23 protein-coding genes and 4 pseudogenes are annotated in these 22,128 nt (G+C 48.3%); 11 read left to right on the top strand and 16 right to left on the bottom strand.

Annotated elements, in window-relative coordinates; translation table 11 throughout:
* Window positions 1-37: 37 nt before the first annotated feature.
* From pcoC to pcoE, 5 genes are all read left to right on the top strand, one after another.
* Complete coding sequence (gene pcoC, locus ACOKCT_RS21220) at window positions 38-418, top strand: copper resistance system metallochaperone PcoC (RefSeq protein ID WP_000025662.1); 381 nt, start codon at window positions 38-40, stop codon at window positions 416-418.
* Window positions 419-473: 55 nt separating this feature from the next.
* Window positions 474-1,352 carry a copper resistance inner membrane protein PcoD gene (pcoD, locus tag ACOKCT_RS21215; RefSeq protein ID WP_312208584.1) on the top strand — a complete coding sequence of 293 codons (879 nt, stop codon included), beginning with the start codon at window positions 474-476 and terminating at the stop codon, window positions 1,350-1,352.
* Between the two features lie 54 nt (window positions 1,353-1,406).
* Window positions 1,407-2,087, top strand: coding sequence for a copper response regulator transcription factor PcoR (gene pcoR / locus ACOKCT_RS21210; RefSeq protein ID WP_032662230.1), 681 nt, complete (start codon window positions 1,407-1,409; stop codon window positions 2,085-2,087).
* On the top strand, window positions 2,084-3,484 hold the full coding sequence (pcoS, locus tag ACOKCT_RS21205) for a copper resistance membrane spanning protein PcoS (RefSeq protein ID WP_114388518.1): 1,401 nt from the start codon (window positions 2,084-2,086) through the stop codon (window positions 3,482-3,484). The genes pcoR and pcoS overlap by 4 nt, the downstream gene beginning before the upstream one ends.
* 217 nt (window positions 3,485-3,701) lie before the next feature.
* Window positions 3,702-4,136 (top strand): copper resistance system metallochaperone PcoE, encoded by a 435-nt coding sequence (gene pcoE, locus ACOKCT_RS21200; protein ID WP_114388517.1) that lies wholly within the window; start codon window positions 3,702-3,704, stop codon window positions 4,134-4,136.
* 233 nt (window positions 4,137-4,369) lie between these two features.
* Here the strand turns inward: pcoE and ACOKCT_RS21195 are convergent, their stop codons facing one another.
* Window positions 4,370-4,666 (bottom strand): type II toxin-antitoxin system RelE/ParE family toxin, encoded by a 297-nt coding sequence (locus ACOKCT_RS21195; RefSeq protein ID WP_139565665.1) that lies wholly within the window; start codon window positions 4,664-4,666, stop codon window positions 4,370-4,372.
* Window positions 4,653-4,913 (bottom strand): type II toxin-antitoxin system ParD family antitoxin, encoded by a 261-nt coding sequence (locus tag ACOKCT_RS21190; RefSeq protein WP_139565666.1) that lies wholly within the window; start codon window positions 4,911-4,913, stop codon window positions 4,653-4,655. Before ACOKCT_RS21190 ends, ACOKCT_RS21195 begins: the two co-directional genes overlap by 14 nt.
* A 230-nt stretch (window positions 4,914-5,143) precedes the next feature.
* Between ACOKCT_RS21190 and vapB the strand changes: the two genes are divergently transcribed.
* From vapB to ACOKCT_RS21175, 3 genes are read left to right on the top strand one after another with little or no spacing between them, the layout of a single operon-like run.
* A complete protein-coding gene (gene vapB / locus ACOKCT_RS21185; protein WP_139565667.1) occupies window positions 5,144-5,374 on the top strand; it encodes a type II toxin-antitoxin system VapB family antitoxin in 231 nt (76 codons plus the stop codon).
* The gene (locus ACOKCT_RS21180) at window positions 5,371-5,787 is read left to right on the top strand and encodes a type II toxin-antitoxin system VapC family toxin (protein WP_139565668.1); all 417 of its coding nucleotides are present in this window, start codon (window positions 5,371-5,373) and stop codon (window positions 5,785-5,787) included. Before vapB ends, ACOKCT_RS21180 begins: the two co-directional genes overlap by 4 nt.
* A 24-nt stretch (window positions 5,788-5,811) precedes the next feature.
* Window positions 5,812-6,555, top strand: coding sequence for a hypothetical protein (locus tag ACOKCT_RS21175; RefSeq protein WP_139565669.1), 744 nt, complete (start codon window positions 5,812-5,814; stop codon window positions 6,553-6,555).
* Between the two features lie 75 nt (window positions 6,556-6,630).
* On the opposite strand, the gene ACOKCT_RS21170 is transcribed toward ACOKCT_RS21175, so the two are convergent.
* The 6 genes from ACOKCT_RS21170 to ACOKCT_RS21145 form a co-directional block, all read right to left on the bottom strand.
* On the bottom strand, window positions 6,631-8,016 hold the full coding sequence (locus ACOKCT_RS21170) for an RES domain-containing protein (protein WP_420193859.1): 1,386 nt from the start codon (window positions 8,014-8,016) through the stop codon (window positions 6,631-6,633).
* Window positions 8,017-9,089: 1,073 nt separating this feature from the next.
* Complete coding sequence (locus ACOKCT_RS21165; RefSeq protein WP_254258568.1) at window positions 9,090-9,725, bottom strand: hypothetical protein; 636 nt, start codon at window positions 9,723-9,725, stop codon at window positions 9,090-9,092.
* Window positions 9,712-10,143 (bottom strand): hypothetical protein, encoded by a 432-nt coding sequence (locus ACOKCT_RS21160; RefSeq protein ID WP_420193858.1) that lies wholly within the window; start codon window positions 10,141-10,143, stop codon window positions 9,712-9,714. Before ACOKCT_RS21160 ends, ACOKCT_RS21165 begins: the two co-directional genes overlap by 14 nt.
* Before the next feature lie 19 nt (window positions 10,144-10,162).
* A complete protein-coding gene (locus tag ACOKCT_RS21155) occupies window positions 10,163-11,293 on the bottom strand; it encodes a hypothetical protein (protein WP_254258569.1) in 1,131 nt (376 codons plus the stop codon).
* Between the two features lie 674 nt (window positions 11,294-11,967).
* Window positions 11,968-12,501 carry a hypothetical protein gene (locus ACOKCT_RS21150; RefSeq protein WP_172693866.1) on the bottom strand — a complete coding sequence of 178 codons (534 nt, stop codon included), beginning with the start codon at window positions 12,499-12,501 and terminating at the stop codon, window positions 11,968-11,970.
* A 175-nt stretch (window positions 12,502-12,676) separates the two neighbouring features.
* Window positions 12,677-13,666, bottom strand: coding sequence for a DUF6685 family protein (locus ACOKCT_RS21145; RefSeq protein ID WP_420193857.1), 990 nt, complete (start codon window positions 13,664-13,666; stop codon window positions 12,677-12,679).
* A gap of 705 nt (window positions 13,667-14,371) precedes the next feature.
* Here ACOKCT_RS21145 and ACOKCT_RS21140 point away from each other — a divergent pair.
* Both ACOKCT_RS21140 and ACOKCT_RS21135 read left to right on the top strand, forming a co-directional pair.
* Window positions 14,372-14,797: pseudogene (locus ACOKCT_RS21140) on the top strand (conjugal transfer protein TrbA); the annotation flags it as partial.
* 535 nt (window positions 14,798-15,332) lie between these two features.
* Window positions 15,333-15,827, top strand: a complete 495-nt coding sequence (locus tag ACOKCT_RS21135; protein WP_159340502.1) for a PBECR2 nuclease fold domain-containing protein — start codon at window positions 15,333-15,335, stop codon at window positions 15,825-15,827.
* Between the two features lie 242 nt (window positions 15,828-16,069).
* Here ACOKCT_RS21135 and ACOKCT_RS21130 read toward each other — a convergent pair whose 3' ends face one another.
* Window positions 16,070-18,772 (bottom strand): relaxase/mobilization nuclease domain-containing protein, encoded by a 2,703-nt coding sequence (locus ACOKCT_RS21130; RefSeq protein ID WP_420193856.1) that lies wholly within the window; start codon window positions 18,770-18,772, stop codon window positions 16,070-16,072.
* 20 nt (window positions 18,773-18,792) lie between these two features.
* The gene (gene mobA, locus ACOKCT_RS21125; protein ID WP_420193855.1) at window positions 18,793-19,128 is read right to left on the bottom strand and encodes a plasmid mobilization protein MobA; all 336 of its coding nucleotides are present in this window, start codon (window positions 19,126-19,128) and stop codon (window positions 18,793-18,795) included.
* Between the two features lie 242 nt (window positions 19,129-19,370).
* On the opposite strand from mobA, the gene ACOKCT_RS21120 reads away from it, so the two are divergent.
* A complete protein-coding gene (locus ACOKCT_RS21120) occupies window positions 19,371-19,520 on the top strand; it encodes a hypothetical protein (RefSeq protein WP_176686779.1) in 150 nt (49 codons plus the stop codon).
* A 197-nt stretch (window positions 19,521-19,717) separates the two neighbouring features.
* On the opposite strand, the pseudogene ACOKCT_RS21115 reads toward ACOKCT_RS21120, so the two are convergent.
* From ACOKCT_RS21115 to arsC, 6 genes and pseudogenes are all read right to left on the bottom strand, one after another.
* A pseudogene (locus ACOKCT_RS21115) lies at window positions 19,718-20,068 on the bottom strand (DUF932 domain-containing protein); the annotation flags it as partial.
* 440 nt (window positions 20,069-20,508) lie between these two features.
* Window positions 20,509-20,781, bottom strand: coding sequence for a DUF5983 family protein (locus ACOKCT_RS21110; RefSeq protein ID WP_159340504.1), 273 nt, complete (start codon window positions 20,779-20,781; stop codon window positions 20,509-20,511).
* A complete protein-coding gene (locus ACOKCT_RS21105; protein ID WP_159340505.1) occupies window positions 20,778-20,948 on the bottom strand; it encodes a hypothetical protein in 171 nt (56 codons plus the stop codon). The genes ACOKCT_RS21110 and ACOKCT_RS21105 overlap by 4 nt, the downstream gene beginning before the upstream one ends.
* Before the next feature lie 345 nt (window positions 20,949-21,293).
* A pseudogene (locus ACOKCT_RS21100) lies at window positions 21,294-21,480 on the bottom strand (type I toxin-antitoxin system Hok family toxin).
* Window positions 21,413-21,580 (bottom strand): annotated as a pseudogene (locus tag ACOKCT_RS21095) (DUF5431 family protein); the annotation flags it as partial. The pseudogenes ACOKCT_RS21100 and ACOKCT_RS21095, both read right to left, overlap by 68 nt.
* Before the next feature lie 109 nt (window positions 21,581-21,689).
* Complete coding sequence (gene arsC, locus ACOKCT_RS21090; RefSeq protein WP_172693871.1) at window positions 21,690-22,115, bottom strand: glutaredoxin-dependent arsenate reductase; 426 nt, start codon at window positions 22,113-22,115, stop codon at window positions 21,690-21,692.
* Between the last annotated feature and the right edge of the window lie 13 nt (window positions 22,116-22,128).

The raw sequence follows: 22,128 nt of genomic DNA, 5'->3' as shown, positions 1-22,128 counted from the left end.
CACTGATATAAAACACTCAACTAAACAGGTAAATAAAATGTCGATTTTAAATAAAGCCATTCTTACAGGTGGCCTCGTTATGGGCGTTGCTTTCTCTGCTATGGCCCATCCGGAATTAAAAAGCTCTGTGCCACAGGCTGATTCAGCCGTAGCGGCCCCGGAAAAGATTCAGCTTAATTTCTCGGAAAATCTGACCGTGAAATTCTCAGGTGCAAAATTAACGATGACGGGTATGAAAGGCATGTCATCACATTCTCCGATGCCGGTCGCGGCAAAAGTGGCGCCAGGCGCTGACCCTAAATCGATGGTCATTATTCCGCGAGAGCCTTTACCCGCTGGCACTTATCGTGTTGACTGGCGCGCGGTTTCTTCAGATACGCACCCTATTACCGGTAATTACACCTTTACAGTGAAGTAATATTATGAACGACCTGATTATGATTGTTATTCGTTTTCTTCTTTATCTGGATTTGATGGTAATATTTGGATTGCCATTTTTTCAGATATATGGAATAAGCGGTGTCAGACATGAAACCTATAACCTGACTAATTTCAGGTCGTTTATAACCTTTGCTGTTGTTGCAGGCATCATTCTTACTGGCATTAATATGCTCCTGGTATCTAATGCCATGAGCGGAGTTACTGATCTCAGGGAATTATCCATCCATATTATCGAGATGGTTATAGAAGAAACTGATGTAGGTATTAGCTGGATTGTCAGACTCTGTGCACTGTTTACCACTCTCGGTGCTTTGTTCCTTTACACTAACAAGAGACTATTGTCCTGCCTGCTGATGACGATGAGTGGGGGCGTGGCGCTGGCTACACTTGCCTGGGGAGGACACGCCGTCATGCATGACGGTCTGCATTACTATCTCCATTTACTGAGCGATCTAACTCATCTCGGCGCTGCAGGTGCCTGGACAGGTGCTCTGGTTGCATTTGCTATCCTGCTGATGCGCAGAAACGCGCACAATGCACAGAGCGTCATTGTGATATCTGACTCCCTGGCAAAATTTGCCACGGCAGGTACGGTGATTGTTGTAGCCCTGATCCTGAGTGCGATGGTCAACTATCTGTATATTGCTGAAGGTAACTTAACCCCCTTATTCAACAGCTCCTGGGGGGGAATATTGCTTGCTAAGACGGCTCTGTTTGTTCTGATGCTTCTTCTGGCTGCAGCAAACCGGTTTCACCTGGGTCCCCGGCTTGAAGTTATGGTCAGGGAAGGGAATTATGATCGCAGCGTTGCCCTGATGCGAAACAGCATCCTGACAGAATTCGTTGTTGCGATTATCATTCTGGGTGCCGTAGCGTGGCTCGGAATGCTTGCTCCGTCTCAGGTCAGCTAAGGGACAACCAACGCTCACGCGTGCGATTTTTACTTTCATATCAGCGAGTTGACCATGCAGCGTATTTTAATCGTTGAAGACGAACAAAAAACAGGTCGTTACCTGCAGCAGGGACTGGTTGAGGAAGGCTATCAGGCCGATCTCTTTAATAATGGCCGCGATGGTCTTGGGGCCGCGTCGAAGGGACAGTATGATTTGATAATACTGGACGTGATGCTGCCTTTCCTCGACGGGTGGCAAATCATCAGCGCACTGAGGAAGTCCGGGCACGAAGAACCGGTCCTGTTTTTAACCGCAAAAGACAACGTGCGGGACAAAGTGAAAGGACTGGAGCTTGGTGCAGATGACTACCTGATTAAGCCCTTCGATTTTACGGAGCTGGTTGCACGTGTAAGAACCTTACTGCGGCGGGCACGCTCGCAGTCCGCAACGGTTTGCACCATCGCCGATATGACCGTTGATATGGTGCGCCGAACCGTGATCCGTTCGGGGAAGAAGATCCATCTCACCGGTAAAGAATACGTTCTGCTTGAGTTGCTGTTGCAACGCACCGGAGAAGTGTTACCCAGGAGTCTTATCTCGTCCCTGGTCTGGAATATGAACTTTGACAGTGATACGAATGTGATTGATGTCGCCGTGAGACGTCTGAGAAGTAAAATTGATGATGACTTTGAACCAAAACTGATCCATACCGTTCGCGGTGCCGGATATGTCTTGGAGATCAGAGAAGAGTGAGGCTCAAAATTTCCCTGACCACACGCCTGAGCCTGATTTTTTCTGCAGTGATGCTTACGGTATGGTGGTTATCAAGTTTTATCCTGATTAGCACCCTTAATGGCTATTTCGATAATCAGGATCGCGATTTTCTGACTGGTAAACTTCAGCTCACCGAAGAGTTTCTTAAAACAGAGACGTTCAGGAACAAAACGGATATAAAGTCATTATCAGAAAAAATAAACGATGCGATGGTGGGGCACAATGGCTTATTCATTTCTATAAAAAATATGGAAAATGAAAAACTGGTGGAACTGTATGCCAAAAATTCTGTTGTTCCAGCGGTCCTGCTAAATAAGTCGGGGGATATTCTCGACTATATGATCCAGACGGAAGAAAATAACACCGTATACCGCAGTATCTCGCGGCGGGTTGCCGTGACGCCGGAACAGGGTAAAAGCAAACATTTCATCGTTACGGTTGCCACGGATACCGGGTATCACACCCTATTTATGGATAAGCTCAGTACCTGGCTGTTTTGGTTCAATATCGGTCTGGTTTTTATTTCTGTTTTTCTGGGCTGGCTGACCACACGCATTGGTCTGAAACCGTTACGGGAAATGACCAGTCTGGCTTCCTCCATGACCGTACACAGCCTGGATCAGCGTCTTAATCCCGATCTGGCTCCGCCGGAAATCTCTGAGACCATGCAGGAATTCAATAACATGTTCGATCGCCTGGAGGGTTCATTCCGGAAACTGTCAGATTTCTCGTCTGACATCGCGCATGAGCTGCGCACACCGGTCAGTAATCTGATGATGCAGACGCAGTTTGCACTGGCTAAGGAAAGGGATGTTTCGCATTACCGCGAAATTTTATTCGCTAACCTGGAAGAACTGAAAAGGTTGTCACGAATGACCAGTGACATGCTTTTTCTGGCACGTTCAGAGCATGGTCTGCTGCAGCTGGATAAACATGATGTGGATCTGGCCGCCGAACTGAATGAATTACGTGAGTTATTCGAGCCCCTGGCAGACGAAACAGGAAAGACAATCACGGTTGAAGGAGAGGGCGTTGTTGCCGGAGACAGCGATATGCTGCGACGTGCTTTCAGTAACCTGCTTTCGAATGCAATCAAGTATTCTCCCGATAACACCTGTACAGCGATACGCCTTGAGCATGACGGTGACTGTGTGAACGTGATGATTACGAATACGATGTCTGGCCCGGTTCCCGCTAATCTTGAACGTTTGTTTGACCGGTTCTATCGCGCAGACTCATCAAGGGTCCACAACACGGAAGGCGCGGGGCTGGGATTATCAATTACAAGGTCAATCATTCATGCTCACGGCGGCGAGCTGTCAGCAGAACAGCAGGGGCGGGAAATTGTGTTCAAAGTGAGCCTGTTAATGGATTAACTCCGTTATTCAGGAGAAACCTGGAAGGTGACAAAATTGTCATCATCCAGTCACGCGATAAACAGATGCGGTTTTTTATAATCATTCATAAATCAGGAGCAGGGTGATAACGCAATCACCTGGTTCCTGGAGTGATGAATAACCCGCCCTGAGATCAAATGCTTTCTCTGTCATAAGCCGTTGATTGTTTGGGTATGAAAACACCGGAGACCCAACCATGAAAAAGATCCTTGTATCATTTGTTGCCATTATGGCTGCCGCTTCATCTGCCATGGCTGCAGAGACAATGAACATGCATGACCAGGTAAATAATGCACAGGCACCTGCCCACCAGATGCAGTCATCTGCTGAAAAAAGTGCAATTCAGGGAGACAGCATGACAATGATGGATATGAGCAGTCACGATCAGGCCGCAATGTCCCATGACATGATGCAAAACAGCAATTCTGCTGCCCACCAGGATATGGCTGAAATGCATAAAAAAATGATGAAAGCTAAACCAGGAGCTACCAACGAAACAGCAAAGTCATTTTCTGAAATGAGCGAGCATGAGAAGGCCGCAGTTGTGCATGAGAAGGCGAATAATGGTCAGTCTTCCGTTGTTCACCAGCAGCAGGCTGATAAACATCGCAGTCAGATCACCCAGAATTAACCCGCAGCTCCACTTGTTAGACCCTCATTTGACGCCGAAGTTACTGGCTTACGCTCCTGATAGGGAGCGTTTTTTTAAACTAAATGAAAGAGTATATCTGTGTATGACTAATCGTAGTCTGCGGTCGGGTATAAAATAAATGAGCGACGGACTAAATTTAACATAAGATAGATTACACGAACTAAGATATTGATTTTATTTACAAAAAAAGAAGTCAGCATGACAGTGGTTGTTTATCTCCAGGGATCATGCCTGGCAGAGTCCTGAGACTGGCTGAGAATACGGATGATCGTGACCACAGAATGTGATGACACAAAATAAAGCATGTGCTGTTCCACCGGTAACGAGAAGATATCCTCTCCAAGCTCTGCACGCTGTGTTCCGATCTCGTGCATTGCCAGCACGTCAAATACTGCCGCTATCCGGCCGATATACTCATCCGCCTGGACAACCCCGAATTGTCTGAAACTGTAATCCCAGATAGCCTCCAGATCTTCTTCCGCTTTTGGTGTCAGCTCAATTTCTTTCATTTGCCGCCCTGGCTTTAACATTCATCAGGAAAGCATCCTTGTCCCATGGCTTCGCGTCGCCGCTGCTAATCCCTTCGGCCAGTAGATCGCGTAATTCCTGCAGACGGGATTGAGCCTGCTTCTCACGTAATAAACGTAGTGCATCGCGCATGACCTCACTCTGGGTGCGGTAATCCCCTGCCTTGACCAGGGAATCGATAAACTCACGTAGCTCATCGCCAACATCAACCGTCATCGTACGGGCCATATCGCCTCCAACTTGTAATGTAAGATTTGTTCTTACATTAGTATATCAACTTCCCCTCCTCTTTCAATCTCCGGCATTTGCATAAAAGACCTCTCGCTTAAAATCGGAGGATCCGACTTTTGCCTTTTTTCGGATCTCACCGAAAAAAGAGAGAAAAGCGGATAGGTATGACGTATCCATATGCCGGGGATCTGCATAAGCATAAAGGCCGGTTGGCTAGGAGGAAAATCATGAGAACCGTATCCATTTTTAAAAACGGCAATAACCGTGCAATCCGTCTGCCCCGCGGCCTGGATTTTGAGGGGGTGAGCAAGTTGGAGATCGTCCGGGAAGGGGACAGCATCATTCTGCGTCCCGTCCGGCCGACCTGGGGCTCGTTCGCGCAGCTCGAGAAAGCCGATCCGGACTTTATGGCGGAGCGCGAGGACGTTGTCACCGATGAGGGACGATTTGACCTGTGAACAAAACGTATATACTGGACACCTGTATCTGCTCGTTTATCATGTGCGAGCAGCCGGAAGCCGTCCTGAAGCGCCTGGAGCAGGCGGTGCTGCGCAACCAACGCATCGTGATCTCGGCCATTACCTATTCCGAGATTCGCTTCGGCACCACCGGCCCGAAGGCCTCGCCGCGCCACACTGAGCTGGTTGACGCGTTCTGCGCCCGCCTCGATGCCATTCTGCCCTGCGACAGCCCCGCGGTTGATGCGACTACAGGAATCAAGGTGGCGCTGCGCCTCGCCGGCACCCCGATCAGGCCGAAAGACACGGCGATCGCCGGGCATGCCATTACCGCCGGTGCCATTCTGGTGACGGACAATGTGATAGGGTTTGAGCGGGTGCCGGGCCTGTTACTTGAAGACTGGGTAAAATAAAACAAAAGTGAAAGGACTTAAGGTATGAGTGAACTGAAAATCGACAACCCAGCTCTGCGACTGCTCGAAATTCTTGAACAAGGTAAACATCATCAGGCTTCGGCTACCTGTCGCGAAGTCTGGAAAGTACTGCTGCAGGCGCAGAATCTGTCTGAGCACCAGTTACTTTCCCGGCTGGCTCGAGTCATGGAACTTCCGGAGCGGATAGAGCAGGTGAGGGAAGACCATTTTTCTTCACTCCGGAATAAATCTAACTACTGGAGAGGCCAGATCGAGATTGCATTTACTTCACAGACTTTGAATGGACGCTGGGATTCATTTAAAAATCATATAGATGAAAGAACCCTGTCCGAACTGAGCCTGTTATCCGATGTTTTTGAAACGCGGGGCGCTCATGCCGGCATTGCTTCAAAAGAAATCGAATCACTGCTGGCAAGAATTACAGAACTTCGCAGCGAGATACGCAGTGCGAAACTCCCTCTCACGATGAAAACTATGCTTCTCAGGCAGCTATTTCAGATTCAGGAAGCGCTGGAATCCTATAGTATTTCAGGAATAGAACCCATCATGGATGCAGTTCAGTCCACACTGGGGCTTGCCGTCATTGATCCAAAGTACAAACAAGAAATCAAATCAGGTTCAGGAAGCCAATTTGGCGACAGAATTTCCTCCCTGCTTGGGGATGTAGCAAATGTCGTGACCGTGGCCGGTGCATTATCCGCTCTGCCTGCTGCTATTCAATCAGCACTCAACCTACTAGGTCAATAAATCATACCTTTGACGCCCTTAATTAAGGGCGCTCCATGTGGATAAAGCTTATTTCCGCGATACTCGGTGGCTGCATCAAAAATCCGACATATCATCGAATGGTTCATGAGGCGTGGATTTGACAATATTTGAACCCTGATTGATAGCCGTCTTATCGGTTTTAAACTTCACGCCAGTAATTTTATGGTAGACCATACCGTCAGTTTTCATACTCAGCGTATCGCTAGTGTCGTTCGTAGAAGAGAATAAGCCCATGTACCGCGACCGCGATTTTTTTGGTTCCTCAACAATCAGCTGAATATCCGGACTGAACGCATATCTATCATCATCAACGTATTCATACAGCTCAACATTAAAGCTCCGTGATGAATCGGAAGAGTATCGTACACCGGAGGACATATTAAACAGAACGACATTATATCCGGTGCCAACGTCCTCATCGTCGGCGTAAACTTGCGTTGATTTGAAGCTGACACCATCGAGGTTAAACTTTTTCCGATCACCGAGATAATCAGCCACTACTTGAGTGATCAAATAATCACTATCCAATCTTTTTCCGAAAGCAGGAAGCGTCAGTTTGCGGGAAAGCGTTCTGAAAAATACGGCACGCTCACTGGTTTGCCGGGTGAGGGGATCAAATTTACTCCCGGAGCCGAAACTGAGCGAATCAAGTGATGAAATATCCAGCACCTTCAGCTTACGTAGCGGGACAAACGGGGCTGTTATTACAATGCTGCCCACGGGCGGTCTGACCTCTGCAATGGCAACTTCTACGGAGGTAGCGCCATAAAAGACTGAGATACCCTGCGCATTCATTCGACCCGAGCGTGCCAACAACGATGGAGGAGGTCCGAAATTTTTTTCGGGCTGCGCGAGGGCTAGTTTTACCTCTTCAAGGTCTTCAAAAACCCGAGCACGATATAAATAGTTCTCTTCAGACAGTATTTTGATCGGAGAGTCTCTGTTTCTGGTTTTCAGCTGGTCGATATCATAAAATAGTGAATCAAGAAACTCCTTCACCTCACGGTTAAAATAACGCGTCTCCTTAAGAAGTGATTTTGTGACTGTACCCCAAGTATCATCCAGTTCTCCAGAAGAATAGTCTTTAGATCGGTATAAAAAATCTTCATTGTATACCCCTGCATGATAGTCATAATAGTCGTTGAATTCCTCGCAAAGCCCGGAATAGATATCTTCAGCCACCTCATAATCAACACCCAATTCTTCGCAAATGACTTCCTGTGCGCTCTCTCCACGTCCGGTGCCATAGATATCTTCATAAACATCATAGTAATAATTGAATACTTCATTCATCATTTTGAAGATATCTTCGAGAGGAATATTTTTACGCCTCCGATGACAGTATGAGCACGACTGAGTGACATCGCCGTTACTTCTAATGTGCTTACTAACATAATTATCATTAACACAATGATGGCAAATAAATTTTTCTTCCAACATGATGAATCCATTTTTGATGTTTTGTTATCAGTTACTTTCCAGTAAATCACAATTATGTCAAGCAGATGGCCGCTCATAGATTAATGTAAAAAAAGAGAAAAATCAGGATTGCAGGTGATTATATAAATATATCGGATGTTATTCGATTAAGCCAGAAATCGGAGTTGTGTGGCGGGAAACATACAGCTAGCCGCCCCGCTTCTGAACGATGAACAGGCGCGCGTCTTGACGGAGCAGCGCGCGATGGAGGTCCGGGTTCTGCCCCTATTCCTGTGTAGCTAGGCTGATGAGGCTGAAGACCGACCGGTGAAGTTTGACAGTGGCCCACACCAGGCGTGTCGGGGCGACTACTTTATCCGTCTCGACGTAACCACTTGCGTGCAGCTGTGGAGCATTGCCGGGCAGGTGACGCGCCTGGCGAGCCCCTACAGATCGCAACCTGGCTACAGGTCTGCCACGATGCGGGTATTGCGGTCCGGATACAGATCAAAGAAAGCGCCACGCCAAAGGAGGGTGCGATGAACGTTACCGCGCCGGGGGACCGGACGCCTACCTTGCACCGCCAGCTGGACGTCGCGCTTCAGGCCGGGCTGAACGAAGAGGTTAGGCAGGTAGCTTTAACTCCAATGCATTGATTTTTTTATAATGTTGTGCGAACCAATGGTGTAACTCCAATAGTCTGATGTAACTTTTAACCCATGTTAGTGATGCCACTTTTTCTGACATAAAGGAGCCAATCCTCAGCCATGGCGACATCAGACTTGGCTAATATCTTAGCCTGGCAGGAATTACGCAAGCTGCCGAAACTCTGATTTTATTCTCATCCTCACTATTTTGAGCTTTTACGTAGTAAGTGGATATCCTACAAACAGCAACTTAATACATCCTCAGATTATAATGTTTTATAGATTTTTCAAAATGTATTAATTTTGAATTAAACAAGACTCACATTAATTATTATAACATGAGAATATTAATTAGACGATAAGTGCAATCGCAGGAAGAATGCTAACATAATTGAATCCCTTTTACCTTGTAGAGTGCAAGGGATCAATAGAGGGTATGCTTTTTGGCTATTTTTCAGGAGAGTAGTTGAGGTATATTGGAATATGGATGACCTTGTAATCATTTCCACTCACACCATGCGCATGTGTAGTTATTTTTATATTATGATCATCGTCAAAACATCTTTCATTCAATATTTCTGGAAACCTAGATTTTAGTTCTACCATCCATTTTGACATGAATTGGTTAACTTTTTTTTGATTACAATACAAAATCAATCCACCAGATCTAGAGTTGGATCCACTAAGTGAATATCTGGTGATTAATTGCAAAAAGCCATCATAAATCCATTGATAGTCCTTTGCTTTTTTCGCCTCTCCAAGCCATTTATACTTACCTAATTCTATGGCTATGTCACAGTGCCCACCATTGTTAGCCTCACGACTCACTTTTAGCCCATAATTCTTATAACCGCTTAGAATATAGAATAGGACAGCAGAATAACCATCCTCCGATGTGTCATCGTATTTTAAGTGGTTTCTCGACTCTGACATTGATGCTGACGCATCTATAAGTAAATCATGAATTAGATTTTCGAAATCATCCCAGCCAGTCCTAGCTTTTCTAAAACGAGTTATATTTTGAAAAAGTCTCAACTCATCAGGAGATGAATCAGATAAATTATCGAATTCAAAGTTTAGCATTCTTGCCGCCAATTACTTTTTCTATATAAAAGTCAGTTATAATGAAAGTTGGGAAAACATAATTATCATAATCGTATATGAGATGATCTGGATTTTTTGGGTTTTGTAAGTACCCAGTTTTATAAGCATCAGCCATAGTATCATTGCTTATTTCAATAGGGTCATCATACTCATCTATGACTAAAACATACTCAAGTTGCAGAAAATCGATATCAGGATGAGTAAGTAAAGCAATCACCTCAAGGTGACTTGTTGTTATATCATTGTTTTCTATTATTTTTTTTATTGCCCCCACAGACAAAACAATACTCTTGGGGTTATTGTTTAAGCGCATGGTCGCCCTAGCGAACTTTACAGTATCGCTCTCTATCTCATCATAGATGACTAACGATGAGATCCTTTCTTTTAACGTAGCCATAGCAGTTTCTATATTCATGTTAAAGAATCAACGGTTCTATGATTTTAAAATCACTCATATTAAGGAAGTTTGTCGATAAGAAATAATCTACTTTTCCTTTGCCGTGAGCTGCCCTAGAATACATGCCTGGTATGCTTACCATTACTTTATACTTAAATCCAATAACTGGGTGTATTCTATCAATATTGAATGAAACCTTATAGAAAACCAATGATTTAATATTTTTTTTCAGGCCATCCTTATTAAAGGTGTCTTTTCTTATATCTGGTTTATTAGGTGATTTTTTTGCAGTGTATCTGGATAACTCAGGAGTAATGAAGTTTATTTCATGAACAGAGTAGTCAGTTTTTTTGTATGGATTAGTATTTTGAACGCAAATTAGCCCAATAGAGTTAAATATATCTTTTGTCGATATATTTAACACATTTGTGTGTTTCGTTATCTCTGCTTTTATTTTAGGTAGAAGCACGTCATATGACTGCTTACAATATTCATGGCTATCATCATCTATGACATCAACAAGCATAAAAGCTTTGTCTTTTGTTAAAAGAAGGCAATCAATATATTGGTTTTTGACTAATTCAAACCCATATAAAGAATCAAACCCTTCCATGCCTGGATGTTTTTTGGGGTCTAATGATGTTCTTTTATTAGCTTCTTTTACAGTAGGAAAGAAACAGATTTTGCAATTGTCATAATCAATCCAGCAGGAATTGTTTTTTTTAGAACTAAAGTCCTCAGTCCTATCAACAATATCTAGTGCATTATCTTGTGGCTCTGATGATATTTTTTTTAGTAAATCGTCAAGTTCCTTTTTTTGTAAATTAATGCTGTAAATAGCTTTATTGCTTATTGTTAATATTGAAAATGCATAATCTTTAATTTCTTTGAAAATTAAATCAAATGCTGATTTGTTTGTGCTCTTTAATTCATTAAAGCTGATGTTTAGCTTCTCGTAGGTTGCGCGACGGCTATTACTCATCATTTTTTCATACTGATGATGTTTAAGAAATTCGCGGAGAAAATCCCAATTCCCTCTCATTGCAAAAATGAATATAGCGCTCTGCTCTTGCTCACTTAAAGTATCAATGAGCACATCCTCGTTAGAAACGCTTTCCGCACTGCCATCAACAGCTACAGCTTTCATCATTGAATATGCCTTGTTTTTTAGTCGGTTCGCACTGAAATAAGCCTATATCAAATGGCAGCCCCATTCTAGCATTTATTTTTTTCTCCCATTAGCTACTACTCTATGCCGTCCTGCAATCGGTAGATAACATCTCGACGCTCTTAATCAGCACCGACCGTTCCTGATACACCGTGTCACAATGTTAGATTAGTGCTGCATAATCGTCGGATCATCAGGGGGGCTTGATCACCTTTTACCGTCAGGATTGCTTCATCTGTGGTTAAAGCTATAGCGGACAGCCGGAGAGCTTCACTGCAGAGAAGATGCGAACCATCGGATGTTACCTTCACTGTACGGCGAACTGGAATATCGACTCGGACCTAAATCTGTGGGTGAGTCCATCCTCAGGGAGAGGTTTCTTTGCGAAAGCAGTATGCGCCGACTGATAAGAGCTCCTTCGTATGGCCGATGGCACCAAGCAAAGGCTGGGGGACGGGGAACATTCTCCTTGATGCGAGTTTCACACCGCAGCATGTGGTCACTTCTGACGTCTAGCCCGCCGCTGCGCTTCTCTCTATACGAATCAGGCTGGACGGTATCAATGCAGCGAAGAAAGCACACCCATTTGGCAAGCGTTCGCGGCAGGCATTAACCGCTATGATCGCCGACAAGTCTGGTTACGCGAAGGTTGAGGTTCAGAACTGCAGCACCTCAATAACTTCCCGAATATCGAGCACATCCGTATCGAATATTACAGTCGTCGTCCCGTGCAGATAGCTGTCCGTAAAGATACCCTCCCAGTCATACACCCCCTGAATACCACAGGACATATACAGGCTGATTAGTTCAGCGGGCTCTACGTGGCGGTTTCCCTCGTAAATCAGACTTCCTTTGCGATATGTATACCGGGGTTCATTCAGGGCGTGCCAGTCCAGTCCCCTGCCTAGCTGGCTGCTGATACTTACGGGCAGACCAGTCCTGAGACGTGATGCAATATCAGGTTGCTCAGAAAGCAGCTGACGATGATTTGCGATAACGCAGCCTTTCTTCAATGTGCACCGGTAAACCAACGGATTTCCGGGGTTCCTGTTTTTTAACAAGGCATGATTGCAAGCCCCTTTAAAGTTATCGGTAAACCAGCAGGCGTTGATACTGCCGGCCTCACCGGTCCCCCGGACTGAGACATCAAATCTGTCAAAGCGCTGCCGGGTTCCGTGGAAAAGCTGCACTGAATATACCTTCTGTTAAGAGGAACCATGCACTCCGTGACGATATGCTAACTGGGGTCCGCCCGGAATTCGGAAATTATCCTACGTTGAGAATAAATTAGGATAATTTAGTTCCATTTAGCGATAAGGGATGTACAGAACTTTCAGCCTGGCGGAAGATGCAAAAAAGCGACAACTAACCAGCCATCACTGAATCCCTTTGCGCGTATCTGGCAAGTTCTGTCAGCATCTCGCCGAAGTCCGGGAATCCATATCTGGCCAGAACGTTTGCCGCGGAACAGGCTCTGGCATTATCCCTTTCCAGCCATACGATGCACAGCTCTGTGCCACTCGTCCTCGGATCGTGCATGTTCTCAGGTAACGCTGACCATACAAACGGGCTTTCAAAGGCTTTCATTGATTCATAAAAACTGCCGAACAGCTCTTCCTTCGGGATCACAAACATCTGCCATTTGTTACGTAATACATGCACCATCTGCACATTCACACTGTAGCGGTGCAGCGTCCCTGTCAGCGGAACAGACTGCTGCAGGCGGCCTGCCTGATAGCGGACAGCGCTGAAATGATGGGACCCGTCGTCATTGTGCCAATAGTACCGGCGTTCAGACCACAGATACTCCGCAAACCGCATACGGTCGAGGCGCAACCCGCCATGAGACATATTCTCCTGAAGATGTTCCGGGGTGACGGGTTCGGCCAGTTCGGGACTACGCAGCACCGCAAGATCGTTAATATCGGTGATGTCATGGCTCTCTGACTTCGGACTGGACATTCCTCTCAGTAAACTGATGTCACACTGAAAATCGTGAATTATCTCTTCCTGAATAAGATTTTCAGCCTCCGGGATCGTAATCAGGTGCCCTTCAAGATGGCCTGTGCCGTCAGGTTTACGGTAATCAAGCATATAGGGGCGGGCAAAATAAGAAGATGAAGGATCCAGCCACGTATCCCAGGCTGGTACTGACCGTGTCCAGAACGTATCGGCAGGTGGTATTATGGAACAGGGAACCAGTACGCCGGTTTTTATTACTCTTTCAAGCCCTGCCGGCTGGCCAAGGCGGTGCAGCAGCTCCTCACGCGACCAGTCAAGAACCCTGCGCCATGCCGGTGTTCTGACGATCTCCGATATTTCAACAGAACCTCTCCTTCCTGAATTATCTGCCACAGGCAACTCCTTTCTGCAGTTCATCGATACGGGTTTACCAGGCGCGCCAGAATCAGGTGATGCTTAAGGCAGTCCGGAGAAACGGTTTACTGAAGGTGGTGACGCTTTCACCAGGTCACGCAGGTGAGCATATCGCATTAAATCATCCTGAGGATCAATAATCTCATGATTTAAAAGTATAAATATGGTGGGTTTGTGATGCGCTGCAGGCGCATGGAGGCGCCAGCAGTTGCTGAGGATGTCTCTGCGATTGAATGGCGCCGTCACCCGGCGAAGCCGGCTACAGATTTGATAGCTTCCACCAATCCATCCCTTTGCCCTGTCAAGCTATACCCGTCTACAGCGACTCAGGTGCTTCTGTGCGCGGTCGGAGTGGTCCCGACAAGGCAGAGCCGCAGTCGGGGCGTATCTCCGCGTTATGCGGGCCGTCAGGGCCGCTTACGAGCGTGTACTGCGAAACCTGACGCGAGGACACCTGAAGCGGCTCAGATTTCTAGTTACAACATCCATCATTAAAAGCGATGTCTTCCGGCCCTTCGGGCCGGGTGGCGGCGCTTTTCAGTGGTGGGTCATGGGGTTAAAGCCACAGATATGCTCCTTCTGGTTCTGACTCCAGAGGATGTTGTAACTATGCGCGCGGCGGGACCAGCTTCCTGCGTTTACCGAACCGGCGCGGACATAGTTCGCTGCAAGGACGGGCGCTGACCACCTGAAAAAGCCCTGTTCGCCATCTTCGGCCTTTAGTTCTTTCTCGACGACCGTTTTGCCGCTAACGCCCTGATGGATGTCCTGAACCGCTCATACCGTCTCAAAAGCCGCAGGGATAAAGGGAAATTCTCGCGTCCGGTTTATGCGCTGTCCCGTCCCGCGTTCAGTCGCGTTATTCGCAATGAAAGTGCCGCAAAGTGGTTGCGTGAACCCCCGTATGTCAGTAGCAGCCTTGTCTGGCTGTATGCCCATAATTTACGCCTGTCGCCACCAAACTTGCTGTGGCTCAAGGGGGCCGACCGGAAGCTCTTTTACCCCCTGCACAGTGCAAACACGACCAAAGGGTTTATTGAAGGGGTTGGGATCGTGGCCGTTGCCCGGACGGAGGCCGAGGCCATTCGCCTAATCCTGCACCGTCCGGAAAACCATCCCGCCGCAAAAAGAAGTCAAGAGGAGAGCCGTGGAAAGCGATCGCCACCTTCCTGGCGGCTGGCCAGCCGCCAGGAAGCGCACAACCTGATGACAGAATATGACATGGACCGCCGCGGGCGTGAAAAAAGTCTGTGGGAGGAAGCACTGGAAGTTATCAAAACCACAACCATGGCAGAACTTACCATACGCTATATCACGCTCAACAAACCTGAGACTGATGAAACAGCCGCACCGGAAGCGATGATACCTACAGATGCAATTCTGCGTAATATTAGACTTCCGGAGATAGCGGTCAGGACATCGCTCAAACAACAATTATTCGAACCCAGCTGGGCTCCGCCTCAGTTAAGTGGCCGAATCTTTCTCGCTGATAAAAAAAGGCCGCTTGCGCGGCCTTTTTTCTTTAATTATCTTATGCCTGCTTCTGCCTTGCCTTCGGTATTATTCGGTCTGCCTGTTCTGGCGACCCGGGAAGTGTAATGATATCCTGCTCATCTGCGTATAAATGCCGGATTTAACAATAAGAATGGCTAAAGCTCTCAATGGATTACCAACCTTTAAAGATTTGGACCTGAAAGACCTCAGGAACCTTGAAGCTGAAGAACGTCGTGATCAACCAGAAGAGATCGTCGCAGGGAGTACAGCTGAAGAAGCCTTGGCGTTCCTGGAAGCGCATATGGGTTTCAGCTCGCCAGAAATGTCTGCAATTATTAAGGCAACGCATATAGGAAACATGTGTATTGTACGCGATAAGCTTGCCCACATTGTGGAGAAGCGCGTAGACGCACGTGAACGTTACGTAAAGCTGGCACTCGACACACTTGAGCATCCCTACGAGATATGGGAAACAATGTATGACGATGAAATGTTGCGTTATATCTTTATCGGCACATACAAGCAGAGGCAGCAAATGCTGGTAGTTGTTGCACCCTGGGATGGAAAGGTTCTCTGGAACTTTATGCACACAGAAGCAAAGGGGCTGAACAAACACCGCAGAGGGAAGTTGCTGTATTGCAGATAACAAAAAGCCGCAATGATGAACACTGCGGCTAATAATGTTGTCTTTTTATATTAAACACCTTCAGACTAAAGGTGCTGAGGTCTCACCCAGGCACAGAAGTCAGGGCTTCTATGGGGTTCATCCACCAACTATTGCACCCTAATGCAGTTGGCTTCCCGCTCAAGAATAATATTACGCTAATATAAGTTAGTGTCAACCATGATGAATGGCTTGCGTAAAGAGGTTTAGTGCGCCTGCTCATGCTAACGCGGAGAAGGTGGCTTCCAGTCGTTACGTGGCTCATGTGAGATGTATGCCGGCGTAGTCTGCTCCGCCTCTGCGTTACGGAAAAACGCTTCGCACTGCTCACGCATTCTGTCCACATCCGGTCGGCTGATACGGACCTGATCCTCTTCTCCCGCACGGTACACATTATACCAGCCCACCATCTCAGCAAGCGCCTGGTTAAACTGTATGTCATTCCCTTCCGGAGCAAAGCCCATCTTCGGGTCCTTGGCGAAAAGCACAGGGGATACCCGGTTTAGTTCACGCTGAAGGGACGCAAAATCACTGCCGTTTCTGAACACCACCCGATCGCCGTAATCGGTACAGACGTGCTGCCCGGTATCAGTATCGCTGAACCGGATGCTGCCGTTTTTCTGTAAGGCAGGCTTAAGGCCTGGCATATTGTAGTACAGCGGTGCGCTTCCCGGTTCGCAAAGCACCACGCAACGCTGGCTGGACGTCGACTGCGTATTATCATGACGACGATCCCGGTAATCCCATCCCCTCAGCTGCGATATCGCAGCCCTGTCACCTTTCAGCGCTTCCACTTCAACCCACTGCCGGTAAGACGGCGGATACCATTTCCCCTGCCCGATAAGCTCCAGTCGTTCCGCTTTCACACTCTCTTTCAGCGCAATGAGTGCCTGCATGCGCTGCAGCTCCGCAATGTGATAATGCAGCTTCCGCACGAGAGGATCGCGTTGCTGTGCGCGGATACGTGCCTTACGCATCCTGCACTCGTCATGTATCGCCTGCCAGCGTTCCCGGTTGTGTAAGTCCGGACGCTGCCAGTTCGCGCGCCAGGCTGAATAGCGGGCCTTCAGATCGTCGCGCGCTGCAGCGCGTGCTTCGCGACGCTGACGACGCAGTTCAGGATCACGTTTCATGCCCGGGATATCGCGGTCGCTGACGGCAAGATCAGGGTTATAACGGCTCACCGGCGCAACGCGTTCAAAAATATCTGACGGCACAGGAACAAACGCACCGGCATGCGGCTCTGCACGTACAAGCGTCAGATCCGGATGGACATGGCTTGCTTTAACCGGCGTCTGGTCGTGGTTATATGCGTCCATAACCACCAGGCCCTGCTTCTCACGCATCAGCAGTAATCCCTGACGCGCCAGCAGTTCATGACCGCGCTCCCAGGTGAATTTCCCGCTGCTGATAAGCGCCTCTAAATCCTGACGGCAGTGTGATAACGCATATCTCCACAGGCTTTCTTTGTCGGAGAAAATCTCACGTTTAAGCGCGCCCTGCGGACCCGAACCGGTGCGCAGTTTTGCCCATTCCCGATCGCTGACCGGGCGGGCTTCCAGTCCACCGCCGGCAAAACGTTCCGCAGGAGGGACCTGGCGGAAAATGTCATGAGGAACAGGCTGCCACCCACCTTCATAGCTGTTCATGACCGCTTTCGTCAGGGCTGGCCAGACACGTTCAGCGCGTACGGGCGTACGCGTCTGATCGTAACCGTCACAGATAACCAGGCGGTCATGCTGCTCTTTCAGGTACAGACCGGAATGTGCCAGAAGCGTATGAACAGCCTGCATGGTGCGTTGCGCCGGGTCCTGATAAAGTGCGGTAAGTGGCGCGCGCAGACGGGAGACAGCGTACTCATTCAGCGTCTCCGTTTCGGTCATGCGTCCAGGGCGGGACAGCATGGTAACGGTATCCGGATCGTAGCGACCCACATCCGGTACCTGCGTGAAAATGTCCTGCGCGGGGGGCGTGAACTCACCCAGTTTGCGCTTAAGTTTGTCCGTGCTCCACGAATAGCCAAACGCCGAAAGCGTCACGCCCGGGCGTTTGCGATCCCAGCCGTCTTTCACTTTCAGCTCGCCGTTATCGCTGGCGATAAACAGCCCTGCTTTCGCAAAACGCTGATGCAGTGAGGGCCAGTCGGTCACCGGTGCTTCGCGCAGGCCCGCAACAGCGGTATCGGCAATGTACTCTTTCAGACTCGGCTTGCGGCCGTGCAGCCAGGCACTCTGACGGTCACGTTCGACCGACGTGCGGCGCACAATACGGTTATCCGGCGCAAGGACATAGCAGCCATTGTCCGGTGAAAAACCATGCTTCAGCTCCAGCTCGCGGCAGGCTTTGCTCAGTTTTTCCTGGCTGTAGGAGAGCCAGTTAAGATAGCCGGTTTCAGGGTGAACACGGTTTACGGCAACGTGAACGTGCAGGTTATCAGTATCGTTGTGAACGGCAGAAACGAACTGGTGCCCGCTCAGTCCGAGGCGGGAAAGCGAATGGCGAACGGAGTCATAAATCTGTTCCGGACGCGGACTTTCATGAGACTGCCAGCTGAGAATGTAGTGGAACACCGGGTCGCTTTTACTGCGGGCGAACTTCGCTTTGCGTGCCGTAAACTCCATCTCTTCAGCCGCACTTTCGATTGAGGAGCAGTTGTGAAAGCAGGTCACGCCATAAAAATTGACCCATTCTCCGCCGTCCGGCATCACATCCACCAGGGAGATAAACGACTCATCGCGCAGCTTTGTGGCGTAGTCAACGAGACGGGAAAAGCGGCTGCTGTGTGGCATGTCCGCTTTCGTACCGGATGCCCTGACGGCTTCCATCAGATCATCATCCTGCGGTTCATCACGCACGGAAACGTATGACACCAGGTCCCCAAAGGAGGACTTGCCGTCTTTACGTTTCTTCGGAATGACCGGGATCATGATGCGCTGTTGTCTCCGTCTTAATCGTTATTCATCAGCTGCTTTCTGAGCGTGTTGGCCAGCTCGGTTATTGCCACAAGGACCGTGGAATACTCCTTATCCCCGACCCGTTTCCCTTCAACAAAGTGGTGTTTTTGCAGTCGCCCCAGTCTCAGCAGCTCGGGCAGAAAGTTGTTATCAATGACCGAGATAACCTTCCTGTTCATCGCCGCGTTGCGGATAAAAGCCGAAACGCTTTGCCCTGCCTGCTCTGCTTCCCGCTCAATCTGTTCTGTTTCGTCGGGCGTAAATCTCAGGGTTTTGATAACGGTTTTCTGCCGTTTTTCACTGCCCCTTCGGGATGCTTTGTCGCTCATGCGTGCTCCTTACTCGGGTGTCGGGGCGGAGCCCTGACCAGGTGGTGTTTGTAATATCGTGCGTGCGCGGTATTACAAACACACATCCTGTCCCGTCTTTAAGTCAATAATACCCTCGATCATTGGAATCACCTAGCGGCAATTTGACAGCATAGGCAGTGCGGGGGACTGCCACTTTTTAGCAGACAATGTCATGATTTAACTGATAATTCAGGCACCGATAAGTAAAAGAAAAAAACGTTATGGCAGATAAGAAATGGTTCACCAGCGAAGATGTGGAAGTGGCAAAATTTGCGCTGGAAGAGTTCCCCGATTTGACTGAAAAACGTCTGACTAAATCCGACGTTCTGGATAAACTGAAAGACCAGATAATTTTGCTTTCTGGTCACTAGGTGTATTCAGTCGAAGATATCCGTTCGGCGTTAGAAACGGAGGGATCCAGACAAGTGTGAAAGCAATTCGCGAAATCCTGAACGCGCAAAAAAATTCCAGCAAAGGAACGCTAAGTTCTCGACGCAAAATCACAAAGGATGTCACCCCAGCCCCATCTACTGAAGCAAAGTAATCAGAAGGAGTTGCCATCATGATCGGGAATCATCTGGTAGTTGCTGCTACCATCATGGCTATTGAGCAGAATGATTTCCGGGACCTCAGCACCTGCAATCTGCCCGGCACGGCACAGACGCATCATGTGTTTGGTGTGGCCACGTTTCCCTTCATCATGCGTGCGGGTCTGGCAGGCAAAGAACGGCAGGAAACCTTCTTCACGCAATTTATCCAGAACCGTGATGGTTGGTATGTGGGTGTAACGGTCGCTGCGCGAATCATGTTTGTCCTCTGAACAAATGCCAAGAACAGCGTGCATCAGCTCGTCATTGTTCAGCGGGTGCTCTTTACGGATGACGTTCATGGATGAAAGACGGGATGCTAAACGGTTCATATAAATTTCCTCATCGGTTTTAAAAATCTCTCTCTGCCGTCGCCTTTTTTGCTGATGTATCACCATCGCGGGAGGCCGTTTCCATGATAGGCAACCGCCCTGACCCTTCAGGGGGAGATGCAAGGAGGCAATGCGAAGCCGCAGCGCAAGCGACAGAGGGAGTGCGAATGGGTGAGAAGTGCGTCCTTGCATATTCTCCGGGTCAGGACAGAGTCTTTCACGGGAAGAGGCAGCACGCGGTGAACGCTGAAGGCAAAAGGATGATGCGAAGTTGTCCAGACGGGCGTAGCCCGTTTCCTTTCTGGAGCCGCCGGGCGGGTCCAGTCGGGGGCGTTGCTTCCGGAACGGCAGCTGCAAGCCCGGGCGCCCGTATTGCAGAATATCACCCGGACATGCACCGGTTTCATTACCAGTCGAACGTCGGTATACCTTCTTGCCGATCACCCCCACTGGGTGACATGGATCATGCTGATGTTCGCCTGCTTAATGGCATACTGGATAAGCCAGCGCGCTTCACGGGATAAACCGTGTTTTTTCAGCATGAGCACCGGGTAACGTACGGCATCCACATCGATGATATAACCGAATTCAGATTCATATATCCACTCACTTTCACATTCAGACTGGCAAAGCATCGCAAGTAAATCGTTATCCTTTTTGGTGATATGTTCCAGGCTGCATTTTAGCATTGGGGTAATAAAACGGCAGGTCATCTTCCGCCCGGCATCCATCCCAGTGACACGGTCACGTCATCCCATGACCAGTCTCCGGTTACCGGTACGCTTGCGCTGAGCTGATAGAATGGCAGGCTGACTACCGTAGCCAGATTTCTTTCGCAGGCAACAACCGCCGCATCTACGCCGTTTTGCCTTGGCCACAAGAGTTTCGCAGTTCCTTGCCCGCTCGCCCTGCTCAACAGCGCCTTTTATGCGATTTTTGTTCATCGGCTCGTGATTTATGCTTCACGCTTCCTCCCCACATTCAGTCACCCTCATGCAGTTGCGCTTCACTTCTTTCGCTGTGACCAGCTTAAGGCGGGGTTTTCCCCGCCTCCGGGTTGCTGCTTGTCGGGCACCCGATGTCGATGACATGACTACATTGTAGGGATGCTTCATACCTCACCGTTACCAGTGACGCACTATCCTTAGGCTACCGTTAGCTGAATAACGAGTCCCTCTTCCAGATTGGTTGGGACAATGATGAATATGGCTTACGCCATGAGATTCTATGTATATAATTTCACGACTTCTTGTCGCACACTGAATTCGTAGGCAAGTACGGCAGCGTACCTCCCGTTTTCCGTCCTTCAGGCGGATTTCGCAAAGCGATTTCCTCGTCAGGTAAGTGAATGCCAGCAGTGTGAGACACACTATCAGTACGCACCAGATAACGGTACTTCGCGGCAGTTTCATAGCCTTCTTCTCCTTGCGCAGAGCGCAGTAAGCGGCTATTCTGGATGTGTCTAGCATGTAGATCAGCCTCGGTTTGTACTGTCCCCCAAAAGTTGGACAGAATAAACGAGGCATCTCAGAAAGAGTCCATGGAATACATGGGCTCTTTTTTGTTTGCTGTTAAAGCTAAATAACGTGTTCCACAATCGAATTATCCATTTCGTTGTTTATTACTTCACCCGCTTCCCTGCTTCATCAATAACCTTTTCGCCATCTTCTTTCGTGAATGCACCCTGCTGAGGTTCCGGAATAATTTCCAGCACCACCTCTGAAGGTCTGCACAGGCGGGTTCCTACAGGTGTGACAACAATTGGCCGGTTGATAAGAATTGGATGCTGCAGCATTAATTCTACCAATTGCTCATCGGTAAACCTGTCTTCTGCAAGTGCCAGTTGCTCATAAGGCTCAACATTCTTACGCAGCAATGCACGTACCGTAATTCCCATATCTGAAATAAGTTTAATAAGCTCATCACGGGTCGGTGGCGTATCGAGATAATAAATTATCGTCGGTTCGTTGCCGCTGTTACGGATCATCTCCAGCGTGTTGCGTGAAGTGCCACAGGCCGGGTTGTGATAGATGGTAATGTTGCTCATATCAGTATCTCAT

This window comes from Leclercia sp. M-A074-M, assembly GCF_965195605.1.
Taxonomy (GTDB): domain Bacteria; phylum Pseudomonadota; class Gammaproteobacteria; order Enterobacterales; family Enterobacteriaceae; genus Enterobacter.
Note: the sequence above shows the minus strand (reverse complement) of the source record. Positions and strands in the feature narration are given on the sequence as shown.

What these genes read in the sequence shown, in the direction of transcription:
- pcoC (WP_000025662.1), top strand. Translation starts at nt 38, where the DNA reads ATGTCGATTTTAAATAAAGCCATTCTTACAGGTGGCCTCGTTATGGGC.
- pcoD (WP_312208584.1), top strand. Translation starts at nt 474, where the DNA reads ATGGTAATATTTGGATTGCCATTTTTTCAGATATATGGAATAAGCGGT.
- pcoR (WP_032662230.1), top strand. Translation starts at nt 1,407, where the DNA reads ATGCAGCGTATTTTAATCGTTGAAGACGAACAAAAAACAGGTCGTTAC.
- pcoE (WP_114388517.1), top strand. Translation starts at nt 3,702, where the DNA reads ATGAAAAAGATCCTTGTATCATTTGTTGCCATTATGGCTGCCGCTTCA.
- ACOKCT_RS21195 (WP_139565665.1), bottom strand. Translation starts at nt 4,666, where the DNA reads ATGAAAGAAATTGAGCTGACACCAAAAGCGGAAGAAGATCTGGAGGCT.
- ACOKCT_RS21190 (WP_139565666.1), bottom strand. Translation starts at nt 4,913, where the DNA reads ATGGCCCGTACGATGACGGTTGATGTTGGCGATGAGCTACGTGAGTTT.
- vapB (WP_139565667.1), top strand. Translation starts at nt 5,144, where the DNA reads ATGAGAACCGTATCCATTTTTAAAAACGGCAATAACCGTGCAATCCGT.
- ACOKCT_RS21175 (WP_139565669.1), top strand. Translation starts at nt 5,812, where the DNA reads ATGAGTGAACTGAAAATCGACAACCCAGCTCTGCGACTGCTCGAAATT.
- ACOKCT_RS21170 (WP_420193859.1), bottom strand. Translation starts at nt 8,016, where the DNA reads ATGTTGGAAGAAAAATTTATTTGCCATCATTGTGTTAATGATAATTAT.
- ACOKCT_RS21165 (WP_254258568.1), bottom strand. Translation starts at nt 9,725, where the DNA reads ATGCTAAACTTTGAATTCGATAATTTATCTGATTCATCTCCTGATGAG.
- ACOKCT_RS21160 (WP_420193858.1), bottom strand. Translation starts at nt 10,143, where the DNA reads ATGGCTACGTTAAAAGAAAGGATCTCATCGTTAGTCATCTATGATGAG.
- ACOKCT_RS21155 (WP_254258569.1), bottom strand. Translation starts at nt 11,293, where the DNA reads ATGATGAAAGCTGTAGCTGTTGATGGCAGTGCGGAAAGCGTTTCTAAC.
- ACOKCT_RS21135 (WP_159340502.1), top strand. Translation starts at nt 15,333, where the DNA reads ATGGCTAAAGCTCTCAATGGATTACCAACCTTTAAAGATTTGGACCTG.
- ACOKCT_RS21130 (WP_420193856.1), bottom strand. Translation starts at nt 18,772, where the DNA reads ATGATCCCGGTCATTCCGAAGAAACGTAAAGACGGCAAGTCCTCCTTT.
- mobA (WP_420193855.1), bottom strand. Translation starts at nt 19,128, where the DNA reads ATGAGCGACAAAGCATCCCGAAGGGGCAGTGAAAAACGGCAGAAAACC.
- ACOKCT_RS21120 (WP_176686779.1), top strand. Translation starts at nt 19,371, where the DNA reads ATGGCAGATAAGAAATGGTTCACCAGCGAAGATGTGGAAGTGGCAAAA.
- ACOKCT_RS21110 (WP_159340504.1), bottom strand. Translation starts at nt 20,781, where the DNA reads ATGACCTGCCGTTTTATTACCCCAATGCTAAAATGCAGCCTGGAACAT.
- arsC (WP_172693871.1), bottom strand. Translation starts at nt 22,115, where the DNA reads ATGAGCAACATTACCATCTATCACAACCCGGCCTGTGGCACTTCACGC.